The sequence below is a fragment of the Elusimicrobium sp. An273 genome (assembly GCF_002159705.1).
Taxonomy (GTDB): domain Bacteria; phylum Elusimicrobiota; class Elusimicrobia; order Elusimicrobiales; family Elusimicrobiaceae; genus Avelusimicrobium; species Avelusimicrobium gallicola.
Genome location: NZ_NFJD01000001.1, coordinates 507,877 through 519,246 on the forward strand (window position 1 = coordinate 507,877; position 11,370 = coordinate 519,246).

10 protein-coding genes are annotated in these 11,370 nt (G+C 48.7%); 5 read left to right on the plus strand and 5 right to left on the minus strand.

Annotation, left to right across the window (positions count from 1 at the left end):
* Positions 1–133: 133 nt before the first annotated feature.
* The 5 genes from rd to tpx are packed head-to-tail and all read right to left on the minus strand — an operon-like array spanning position 134 to position 3,003.
* Entirely contained in the window at positions 134–295 is a 162-nt protein-coding gene (gene rd, locus B5F75_RS02400) for a rubredoxin (RefSeq protein ID WP_087287366.1), read from the minus strand.
* Positions 296–317: 22 nt separating this feature from the next.
* Positions 318–830 carry a flavin reductase family protein gene (locus B5F75_RS02405; protein ID WP_087287370.1) on the minus strand — a complete coding sequence of 171 codons (513 nt, stop codon included), beginning with the start codon at positions 828–830 and terminating at the stop codon, positions 318–320.
* A gap of 9 nt (positions 831–839) precedes the next feature.
* Entirely contained in the window at positions 840–2,036 is a 1,197-nt protein-coding gene (locus B5F75_RS02410; protein ID WP_204201198.1) for an FprA family A-type flavoprotein, read from the minus strand.
* A 57-nt stretch (positions 2,037–2,093) separates the two neighbouring features.
* Positions 2,094–2,480 (minus strand): desulfoferrodoxin, encoded by a 387-nt coding sequence (locus tag B5F75_RS02415; RefSeq protein WP_087287373.1) that lies wholly within the window; start codon positions 2,478–2,480, stop codon positions 2,094–2,096.
* A gap of 13 nt (positions 2,481–2,493) precedes the next feature.
* A complete protein-coding gene (gene tpx / locus B5F75_RS02420) occupies positions 2,494–3,003 on the minus strand; it encodes a thiol peroxidase (protein WP_087287376.1) in 510 nt (169 codons plus the stop codon).
* Between the two features lie 314 nt (positions 3,004–3,317).
* Here tpx and dnaA point away from each other — a divergent pair, with 314 nt between their 5' ends.
* The 5 genes from dnaA to gyrA all read left to right on the plus strand — a co-directional run bounded on the left by dnaA (position 3,318) and on the right by gyrA (position 11,348).
* Positions 3,318–4,685, plus strand: a complete 1,368-nt coding sequence (dnaA, locus tag B5F75_RS02425; protein WP_087287379.1) for a chromosomal replication initiator protein DnaA — start codon at positions 3,318–3,320, stop codon at positions 4,683–4,685.
* Positions 4,686–4,854: 169 nt separating this feature from the next.
* On the plus strand, positions 4,855–5,964 hold the full coding sequence (gene dnaN / locus B5F75_RS02430) for a DNA polymerase III subunit beta (protein ID WP_087287382.1): 1,110 nt from the start codon (positions 4,855–4,857) through the stop codon (positions 5,962–5,964).
* Entirely contained in the window at positions 5,964–6,260 is a 297-nt protein-coding gene (locus tag B5F75_RS02435) for a DciA family protein (RefSeq protein WP_087287384.1), read from the plus strand. Before dnaN ends, B5F75_RS02435 begins: the two co-directional genes overlap by 1 nt.
* 31 nt (positions 6,261–6,291) lie before the next feature.
* On the plus strand, positions 6,292–8,763 hold the full coding sequence (gyrB, locus tag B5F75_RS02440) for a DNA topoisomerase (ATP-hydrolyzing) subunit B (protein WP_087287389.1): 2,472 nt from the start codon (positions 6,292–6,294) through the stop codon (positions 8,761–8,763).
* Positions 8,764–8,828: 65 nt separating this feature from the next.
* Entirely contained in the window at positions 8,829–11,348 is a 2,520-nt protein-coding gene (gene gyrA, locus B5F75_RS02445; protein WP_087287391.1) for a DNA gyrase subunit A, read from the plus strand.
* Positions 11,349–11,370: the final 22 nt, after the last annotated feature.

An 11,370-nucleotide genomic window follows, 5' to 3' on the forward strand; every position in this document is an offset into this window, starting at 1 on the left:
TTTGCCAACTGCCGGATAAATTTATCCGAACGAAATAATAGATTATAAAAAAAGGGCCTCCTTGCGGAAGCCCCGGGAAGGTATCTAAAAAATACTTAAAATTTAAGCATTTTTTTCAAAACCAGCCTAAAATTTAATTTTCCGGCTTAAACTGATCCTTTCCTACCCCGCAAACCGGGCAAACCCAGTCTTCTTTTACATCTTCCCATTTGGTTCCGGCCGGAACGCCGTTGTCCGGATCGCCCACTGCGGGGTCATACGTATAACCACAAACTTCGCACACATATTTTACCATAAGATATTCCTCTCTTTTATTTTTATAAATGAGTTGCACCCGCCGGCGTTTTGCCTTTGATGACATCATGGTAGTACGCATACGTCAGCGCCGTACCCTGCGGCTTAATCACTCCGGCGTCTTTTACTTCGCCTACAAACAAGGTGTGACTGCCGACATCCAACGTCTGGCACACTTCAATTTCCATATACGAAAGCGTGTGCTCCGTTACAATCGGACAGCCTAAAAACCCTGTTTTATGCGGCACTTTGGCCAATTTATCAAACGTCCGTCCCGTCCGAAAACCAAAAATTCCGATAAACGGAAGCGGCGTTTGTTGTTCCAGCGGCATGGCGGCAAAAACACGGCTTTTGGTAATCATTTCGTGCGTCAGACTCTTTTTATTGACGGAAATCGCCACGCGGGCCGGTTCCGCCGTTACTTGGAAAACGGTATTAACAATCAGTCCATTCTGTTTTCCTTCGTCTGCCGTCGTAACAATATACAAACCATACGTCACGTAATGAAGGCCTTCGTTAATGTCTTGCGCCGACATAGAACACTCCTATTTTACTTTTTCCGCCAATTTTTTGCTGACGGCTAGCCCCAAATCCCGGCAGGCTTGTTTTACTTTTTCGTCGGGAACAAACAAAGATTTAACCGCCGGCGCTACCACTTCCACGTTCATGCTTTCCAACGTTTTGGTCAGCTCGTCCACCGGCGAACCGTTCCAGCCGTATGAACCAAACGCCGCACCGACCAGGCCTTTTTTGCGAAGGCCCTTTAAATAGCACAAAACGTCTGCCATCGCCGGGAAAATCTGGCTGTTGAGCACCGGAGAGCCAATAAGCAACGCGCTGGAATCCAACAGTTCCGTCGCCACGTCGCTGCGGTGATTGGAATGCATGGAAAGCTGTTTGACTTCCGTTCCCCCCGCCCGCAGGCCGTCGGTAATATAATTGGCCATTTTTTCCGTGCTGCCCCACATCGTATCATAGACGACAATCGCCTTATTTTTAGGCGCCTGAGAAGCCCATTTGGCGTACAAACTAATAATTTTGGAAGGATCTTTGCGCCAAATAAACCCGTGATCCGGAGCAATCATCCGAGGAGAAAGCCCCATCTTTTGCACTTGCCCTAAAAAGCGCAGCACAATATCCGAATACGGCAACACGATATTGGCGTAGTATTTCTCGGCCTCGTAGAGCCACAGGCGTTCTTCGTTCTCGTCGTCAAACAATTTGCTCGTGGCATAATGCATGCCGAATACGTCGTTGGTAAACAAAACGTTTTCTTTTTCCAGATAGGAAAACATACTGTCCGGCCAGTGCAGCATGCGGGCTTCTACAAACGAAATCGTATCGCCGCCGACGTCGATCCGGTCGCCGGTTTTGACGGTTTTTAATTTCAAATCACAATGAAACTGGGCCGTAATATCCTTAAAGCCCATATCGGACACATACACTTCCTCGGGCTGGATATAATTGACTGCCTGCGGCAGGGCGCCGGAGTGATCCATCTCCGAATGGTTGGAAATGATGATTTTAATTTTTTTCGGATCGATCACGCTTTGGATCCGTTCCATCATTTCGCCGTAAAATTCTTTTTTTACCGTATCAATCAGCGTGGGTTTTTCCCCCATCACCAAATAAGCGTTATACGTCGTGCCGCGTTTGGTGGAATACCCGTGAAAATCCCGGATGTTCCAATCAATCGCACCCACCCAATAAACATGCTCTGAAATTTTTACCGCTTCCATCATAGTTGCTTTCTCCTAAAGTCAATAAGCGCCCTCCACAGACGAGGAGGGCGCAAAAAATTAATTTTCTTTCTGCCACAAACCGTGCAAATTGCAGTATTCCCGCGCGGTTACTTTTTCCGCCTTGGTTTCAAATACCGCTTCCGGCGCGTCGCCGGGTTTTAAGTATTTGCGCTGCACTTTGCCGCATTCTTCGCAAATCAGCTCAATCCATTCAATATAATGGGCGTCCAGCATCGGGTGCGCCACACTGCCTACTTTAACACGATACCCCCCTTCAATTTTTTCAATTACCGGTACGTGTTTTTCGGTTGCTCCGTCGGTGGTGCCGGGGTTTTGCAGTTGCATCGGCTTGCCGCAGCAGACCAGTTCCCCCCCGCCGGCGTGTACAACTTCCACCATGTTTCCGCATACAGAGCATTTATAAATTTCGTTTACTTTCGTCATAAAGTTTCTCCTGTTACAGTACTTTTTGTATTTCAGCAAGCACTTCTTTGTAATCCGGTTCTTGCGTCACTTCAGGAACAAACTGGATATATCTTATTATACCTTGTTTGTCCACTATAAAAACGGCGCGCGTTAACAACCCTAAATCTTCCAACAGTACCCCGTAGTCTTGCGCAAAGCCAAAATTGCGGTAATCCGAGGCGGTAAGCACCTGCTTAATTCCGTTGGCGGCGCACCACCGGGCCTGCGCAAACGGCAAATCCCGGCTGACGGTTAAAATGGTTACGTCCCCCGGCAAAGCGGCCGCTTCCTGATTAAAACGGCGGGTTTCCAGACTGCATACCGGCGTATCTAACGAAGGCACGCACGAAATAACCAATACCCGCCCGGCAAACCTGTCAGAGCTGACCGGCTCCAGCGAGTTGCCCACCAATTGGAAAGAGGGGGCTTTGTCGCCGATTTGAAGCGTATGTCCACTTAGTGAAACGGCTAGGCCATTAAACGTAATCTTGGGTGTATTCATATTTATTAATAATAATTCCTATTAATATTGTAGCTTATTCTGTAATAAAAAAGAAATCTCTTTTATTATAAAAGGAATATCCGAACTGCACAAGCCCAAAAACTAACTAGTTTCCTTTTTAAAAAGTGTTTTTTTAGTAAAACCTTGTAAAAATGCATTTCAGTATTTTATAAGGGGGAAGGGGCTTATTTTTTAAAAAATGAAAATTTGAGCGTTTTTTAGCTATTTAAAATCATTTTCTATGTTTTTTATCATTGACCTGCCTAAAAATAAGTGGTAATATTTAAGAAATACTTCTTTATGGCGGCATTATTGTGGAGAATTTACAAGCTTACCCCCAGTTGATTCCCGTTTTTCAGGATATAGAAAATATTATAGGAAAAGATCCGTACGACATGTGGTTGCGTCCTGCCCAATTTATCTATGAAGGCAACACGCTGACCATTACCCTTCCCAACCAATTTTGGGGGAAAACCATTCGGGAACGCTACGAAACGATTATTACAGACGCTTTTTTGAAACATTTAGGAGCGGAAATTACAGTCGTGTATGCGGTCTCTGCGCAAGCGGCGGCTCCGGCCGTCAACTCGGCAGAAGACGTCATCCCGGCCGCTCCCGCACCGGCGCCTGTTATTAAAAAAAATCCGTTTCCCTCGCGCTTAAATTCCTCGTATACCTTTGATAATTTTATTGAATCCCCTTCCAACCGCTTTGCTTATAAAGCGGCCGAAGCGGTAGTGCACAAACTGGGTAACCGTGAAAATAACCCGCTGGTAATTTATTCCGCCCCCGGGCTCGGAAAAACCCACCTGCTGCACGCCATCGGAAACCAAATTTTAAAAGAAAATCCCGATGCGCGCGTCTTGTATATGTCCGGCGAGGAATTCGTCAGCGAATATATTGAAGCGCTGCAAAATAAATCATCGGAAAGCTTCCGCAAAAAATACCGTTCGCTGGATTGTTTTTTAATGGACGATATTCAGTTTGTGGCCGGAAAATCCGCCAGTGAAATTGAATTTTTCTATACCTTTAACGCGCTGTTTGAAAGCCGAAAACAAATTGTGCTTTCCTCCGACCGCACCCCGCAGCAACTGGACTTGGACGAGCGTTTGTCCTCCCGTTTGCTCTCCGGCATTATTGCGGAGGTGAAGCGCCCTAATTTAGAAACCCGCATTGCCATTCTGCGCCAAAAACGCGATTCCATTAATTTTGATATTGGCGATGATGTCCTTTCGTTTATTGCAGAAGGCATTCAAACCAATATCCGCGAATTGGAAGGCTCGCTGTTTAGGCTGGTAGCGTATTGCAGCATGCACGGCGTTACGCCCACTATTGCCATTGCCAAAGAACTGCTGGCGGATATTTTAACCAACGAAACGGATTTAAACATTAACGTAAACGTAATTAAAAAGATCGTCGGCAAACATTTTAATATCCGCATGGAAGATTTCAATTCCAAACGTAAAACCCAGTCCATTGCCTGGCCGCGGCAGATTGCCATGTACTTAACCACAGAACTGACGGATTTGTCGCTGCCGGAAATCGGGCGGGAATTTAACCGCGACCACAGCACCGTCGTACACGCAAGAGACGTAGTGAAAGAAAAAATAGAGCAGGATCCGTTTTTTGCGGCCGAAATCAATCAAATTATTATGGATATTAAAGCTGTGGATAAAAAATAAAAAACAGTGGATAAGTGGGGGAAAAAGAACACTTAACTGCGAACGATTTTTGGGGCGGTGTATGATGTGGATAAAAAAAGCAAGTTATACACAGGGCCGCCGGACAGATTGTATAGGTAAATAAACAGAATCCACACAATAAACAAGACATATAAATAGGGATTAAGATATGAAAATAAATATTACTAAAGACACGCTCTTGGAAGGAATTCAAATTGTTTCTGCGGGTGTTTCGTCTCGCACCACGCTTCCGATTTTGCACAACTTTTTAATGGAAGCGCAGGGCGGAAAATTAAAACTCGTCCGCACCGATATGGAAATGGCTACCATCCACTACGTAAACGCTGAAGTGGAAGAAGAAGGCAGCATTACCGTGCCGATTAAAGAATTTTCCGATATTATTAAAAACCTTCCGGATGATAAAGAAATTAATCTCTACAGCGATGAAAACAATAAATTTCATATCAAATCCGGCAAAAGCAAATTTTGGGTCATCGGTACGCCGAAATCCGAATACCCGGCCATCCCGGAAGTGGAACGCGCCAACAGCGTTTCTTTAGATCCGCTCTTGCTGCAGCAAATGATTGAAAAAACGGCTTTTTCCGCTTCCACGCAGGAAACCCGCTATATTTTAAACGGCTTGTTGTGGAACAATACCGCCGAAAAATTTGAAATTGTAGCGACGGACGGCGGCCGCCTGGCGGTAGCCTCGCACGAGGCGTTGCCCGGCAGCCAGGAATTTAAAATTATTATTCCTACCAAAGTCTTAACGGAACTTTGCCGCTATATTACCATTGCCAAACCCGGCAAAGACAGCAAAATTGAAGTAAACGTGGCGTCCAACCAGGTCAGCTTTATGATGAACGAAACGACGTTTATTTCACGCTTGATTGAAGGAAATTTTCCGAATTATAAACAAGTCATCCCCACTAAGAAGAACATTGGGTTTGAAGTGTTTGACAAAGAATTACTGGCTTCCACCCGCCGGGCTGCGTTGTGCGCGGGCGAATTTGGAAGCGTGGTGAAATATAAGCTTGAAAATAATACGCTGACGGTTTCTTCCAATTCCCAAAATATGGATTTTACCGATGAACTGCCGATTGAATACACGCAGGAAGCGTTTGATGCGGCCTTTAACCCGCAGTATATTATTGACGTATTAAAAAACATTTCGTCGGAAAAAGTTTCTTTCTCGTTTATTAATGCGTCCCAGCCGGTGCTGATTGAGCCGGTGGGCGATGCGACGTTTAAATACGTCATTATGCCGGTGAGAGCGTAATGAAATTCGGCCAAAACCCCAAAAAACAATGGCGCTCCAGCCAGGAATTAGACTCGCGTTTTAACCCGTTGCACAGCCGGTTAAACCAGCTGATGATTTTAAACCACGTCTGGAACCGGCTGGTGGGAAACAAAAGCCAATTTTGGGTGTTAAAGGCCGTTAAAGAAGATACGCTGTACGTGAAAGTAAAGCAAGCCGTAGCGCGCAACGAATTGGTGGGATACAGAAACCAATTAATTGCCGAGCTGAACAAACATTTTGAAACACCGTGGATTCATAAAATAGAAATCCAATAACGATTTACAAAGTCTGACAAAGGAGTTTTTGATGACAGAAGAACAGAAAGAGAAGGATTACGATTCTTCCAAAATTACCGTTTTAGAAGGTTTGGAAGCGGTACGTAAACGTCCGGCCATGTATATTGGCTCTACGGGGCTGCCCGGTCTGCACCATTTGGTGTATGAAGTGGTGGACAACTCGGTAGACGAAATTTTGGCGGGCGGAGCGACCACCATTACCGTTACCATTAAAGACGATATGACCTGCTCCATCCAAGACGATGGGCGCGGTATCCCCGTAGATTTAATGAAAAACGCCAAAGACGCCAAACTGCGCAACAAATCCGCCTTGGAAGTCGTGATGACGGTGCTGCACGCCGGCGGCAAGTTTGACAGCGGCGCTTATAAAGTGTCCGGCGGTCTGCACGGGGTGGGTGTTTCGTGCGTAAACGCCTTGTCTGAAACCATGGAAGTGGAAGTGCGCCGCAACGGGCATGTATATTTTCAGCGCTATCACCGCGGCAAGCCGGAAGAAGCCGTTAAAATCATCGGCGATACGCAGGAACACGGTACTAAAGTTACGTTCCACGCCGATAAAGAAATTTTCGGCGAGCTCGCCTTTTCCACCGAAACCATCGGCAACCGCCTGCGCGAACTGGCGTTTTTAAACGCGGGCGTCAAAATTATCTATACCGACGAACGCAAAGAAGACAATCAAACCGTTACCTTCCATTTTGAAGGCGGCATTGCCCAGTTTGTCAAATACTTAAATACCAACAAAACCGTTATTAACCCCGAACCTATTTACTTAACCAAAGAAGTGGGGGATAATTATATTTCGTTTGCCATTCAGTACAACGAAAGCTATTCCGAAAACGTGTTTTCGTTCGTAAACAACATTCACACCGTGGAAGGCGGTACGCATTTAAGCGGTTTTCGCAGCTCGCTGACGCGTATTATTAACGAATATATTAAAAACAATAACATCTCCAAACACAAAGACGTATCCGTGACGGGGGATGATATTAAAGAAGGCTTAACGGCCGTCTTATCGGTTAAAATTCCGCATCCGCAGTTTGAAGGGCAGACCAAAACCAAACTCGGCAACTCGGAAGTGGAAGGTATTGTCCGCTCCGTAGTCAGCGATACGTTGGCCACTTTCTTTGAAGAAAACCCCAAAACGGCCCGCGCCATTTGCGAAAAATGCGTAGGCGCCGCCGTGGCGCGTGAAGCGGCGCGCAAAGCGCGCGATTTAACCCGCCGCAAAGGCGCGCTGGAAGGCGGTGGACTGCCCGGCAAACTGGCCGACTGCCAGGAACGCGACTCTTCCAAATGCGAGTTGTTCCTCGTGGAAGGGGACTCCGCCGGCGGTTCTGCCAAACAAGGGCGCGACCGCGTATTTCAGGCCATTTTGCCTCTTCGCGGTAAAATTTTAAACGTGGAAAAAGCGCCGCTCGTGAAAATTTTGTCCAGCGATACCGTGCGCGACTTAATCGCCGCCGTGGGTACGGGCGTAGGCGAAGGGGAAGGCGGATTTGATATCTCCAAACTGCGCTACCACAAAATTATTTTAATGGCTGATGCCGATGTGGACGGACAGCACATTTCCACCCTGCTTTTAACGTTCTTCTACCGCCAGTTAAAGCCGCTTATTGAAGGCGGGCACATTTATTTGGCGCAGCCGCCTTTGTACAAAGTCAAAAAAGGAAAAGTGGAGCAATACTTGCAGACGGAAGAACAAATGCAGCAGTGGCTGATGAAAGAAGGCTTGGCTACGGTCACCGTAACCGATATGAAAAAGAACGAAGCCTTAAGCGCCGAACAGCTGCGCGACCTCTTGAAAGTACTGCGCGACGTGGAAGATATTTTAGCCAAACTGGAAGTGAAAAACATCACGCTTTCGGACTTTATGGCTTTCCTTTCGGAAGGCAAAGTGCCGGTGTACCGCATTCCGCTTAAAAGCGGCGGCTTCCGCTATTTCTACGCCGAACAGGAATACCGCGATTACGAAAACCAGTATATGCAGGAAAAACGCGAAGAATTGGCGGCCGACGGCGTGGATGTGGATGCCGTCAGCAACGACAGCCTGATTCCCGAACACCAAAGCCTGTTTGAATTCGGCAAACTGTTGGCGGACGAAAAGAAAATGGAAACGTTCGGCTTTACGTTTGCGCAGTACCCCGTGATTGAAAGCGAAAAAGACCGCGTCAACCCGCTCTTTAAAGTCAACAACGGCAAAACCGACGCGCTGGTCTACAGCTTGGCGGAACTGTTGCACGCGGTGAAGGAAGCCGCTTCCGCCGGCGCCACCATTCAGCGCTACAAAGGGTTAGGGGAAATGAACCCCGAACAATTGTGGGAAACCACCATGGACCCCGCCAAACGCAAATTAATCCAGGTAAAAATCAACGACGCCGCCGATACGGAGCAGGCTTTTACCATGCTCATGGGCGACCGCGTGGAACCGCGCCGCGATTTTATCCAATCGCACGCGCTGGAAGTAAAGAACTTGGACATTTAACCGCTTCCGGGCGGTTTCAAACGCCGCCCGGAACAACGATTTATCCGTAACAGGAGATATTTTTAATGAGTGAAGAAACCAACAACCAGCCCCAAGCCCAAAACGCCAATGTGGACTTGTTTGGCAACATCCAACAGCGCGACATCGCGGGCGAAATGCGCTCGTATTACATTGATTACGCGATGAGCGTCATCGTCGGGCGCGCCTTGCCCGATGTGCGCGACGGCCTCAAACCCGTACACCGCCGCGTGTTGTATTCCATGAACGAAATGGGGTTGAAATACAATAAACCCTACAAAAAATCCGCCCGTGTGGTGGGCGACGTGTTGGGTAAATACCACCCGCACGGCGATACCGCCGTATACGATACGCTGGTGCGTATGGTGCAGGATTTTTCGCTGCGTAAGCCGCTTATTGACGGACAGGGCAACTTCGGCTCCATTGACGGCGACTCCGCCGCCGCCATGCGTTACACCGAATGCCGCCTGCAGCGCATCTCCGAAGAAATGCTGGGCGATTTGGACAAAGACACCGTCAAAATGATCCCCAACTACGACGGTTCGCTGATGGAGCCGTCCGTGCTGCCGGCCAAACTGCCGGCGCTGTTGGTCAACGGGTCTTCCGGTATCGCCGTCGGTATGGCCACCAACATTCCCACCCATAACCTGGGTGAAGTGTGCGACGGAATTATCGCCTACATCAAAAACCCGGATATTTCCACCAAAGAGATGATGAAAATCATCAAAGGGCCCGATTTCCCGACGGGGGCCATCATCCGCGGCACCAAAGGCATTTACGAGTATTTTGAAACGGGCCACGGCAGCGTCAAAGTGCAGGCCTCTACGGAAATTGAACAGCGCAAGAACGGGCGGGAAGCCATTATCGTAACGGCCATTCCGTACCAGGTCAACAAAACGGCGCTGATTGAAAGCATTGTCGGCTTGGTAAGAGACAAAAAGGTAACCGATATTTCCGACATCCGCGACGAGTCGGACAGACGCGGCATGCGGCTGGTGATTGAAGTCAAACGCGACGGCAACGCCCAAGTGGTGCTGAACCACTTGTTCAAACACACCCAGCTGCAAACGTCATTCCCGGTCAACATGCTGGCCATTGTAGACGGCCGCCCGCGGGTGTTATCGCTGAAAGAAGTGATGAAGGCGTACGTCAAACACCGCCAGGAAATTGTTACCAACCGCACCAAATTTGATTTAAACAAAGCCCAAAAGCGCGAACATGTGCTCAACGGGTTGCTGGTGGCCATTGCCAATATGGACGAAGTGGTGGCCATTATCCGCAAAGCCAAAGACCCGACGGAAGCCAAGTTTACCTTAATGTCGCGCTTTACGCTGTCGGAAGTGCAGGCGCAGGCTATTTTGGATATGCGCTTACACCAGCTGACCCAACTGTCCGCCCTGGCGATTGAAAACGAACGCAAAGATTTGCTGAAGTTGATTGCCGATTTGCAGGACATTTTGGGCAACCCGCAGAAAGTTTTGGACATCATTGTAGAAGAACTGCAGGAACTGAAAAAGGATTACGGCGACCCGCGCCGCACGGAAATCGGTTCGGACGTAACGGACTTCTCCATGGAAGATTTGATTGAGAAGGAAGACGTCGTCATTACCATCTCCAACGACGGCTACGCCAAACGCATTCCGCTTTCCACCTACAAGAGCCAAAACCGCGGCGGCAAAGGCATCATCGGCAGCCGCACGAAGGAAGAAGATTTTATTGAGCATCTCTTCATTACTTCGTCGCACGCGACGATTTTGATGTTCACCAACCGCGGCCGCGTGTTTGCGCTGCGCGCGTTTGAAATTCCCGAAGGCAACCGTCTGTCCAAAGGCAAAGCCATCGTGAACTTGCTGCAATTAACGGGCGAAGAAAAGGTAACCTCGGCGGTGGCGATTGAGGAATTCAACCCCAAACACTGCGATAATACGTACCTGACCATGTGCACCCGCTTCGGCAGCATCAAACGCGTGGAACTGAGCGAATTTGCCAACATCCGCCGCACGGGCATTATTGCCATCGGCTTGGAAGAAGGCGACGTGCTCGTCGGCGTGCAAACCACGCACGGCAAGTCGGACATTATCGTAGCCACCAAGAACGGCAAATCCATCCGCTTTGACGAAAACCAGGTGCGCAGCATGGGCCGCCCGGCCAAGGGCGTGCGTGCCATCAACCTGGCGCAAGGCGACGTGGTGGTGGGGATGGAACAGGCCCCGGCCGATGAACCGCAGCCCGATGTGCTGTCCGTCTGCGAAAACGGCTTTGGCAAACGCACCGAATTCAGCGAATACAAACGCCAAAACCGCGGCGGCATGGGCGTCATTACCATCAAAACCAGCGCCCGCAACGGCTCGGTCGTAGGCATTAAGCTAGTGGACGAAAGCAAAGACCTGATGATCGTAACCGAAAAAGGCATGACCATCCGCGTGCGCTGTGCAGACATTCGCTCCGTCAGCCGCAACGCCCAAGGCGTCACGCTGGCCAAGCTCGAACCCGGCGACAAGATCGCCCGCATTGCGCCCGTCGTCAAAGATGACGAGGAGCACGAACCGGAAGAAGCTTCCAAATAGCGTTTTTCCGTTCGGTTCATTT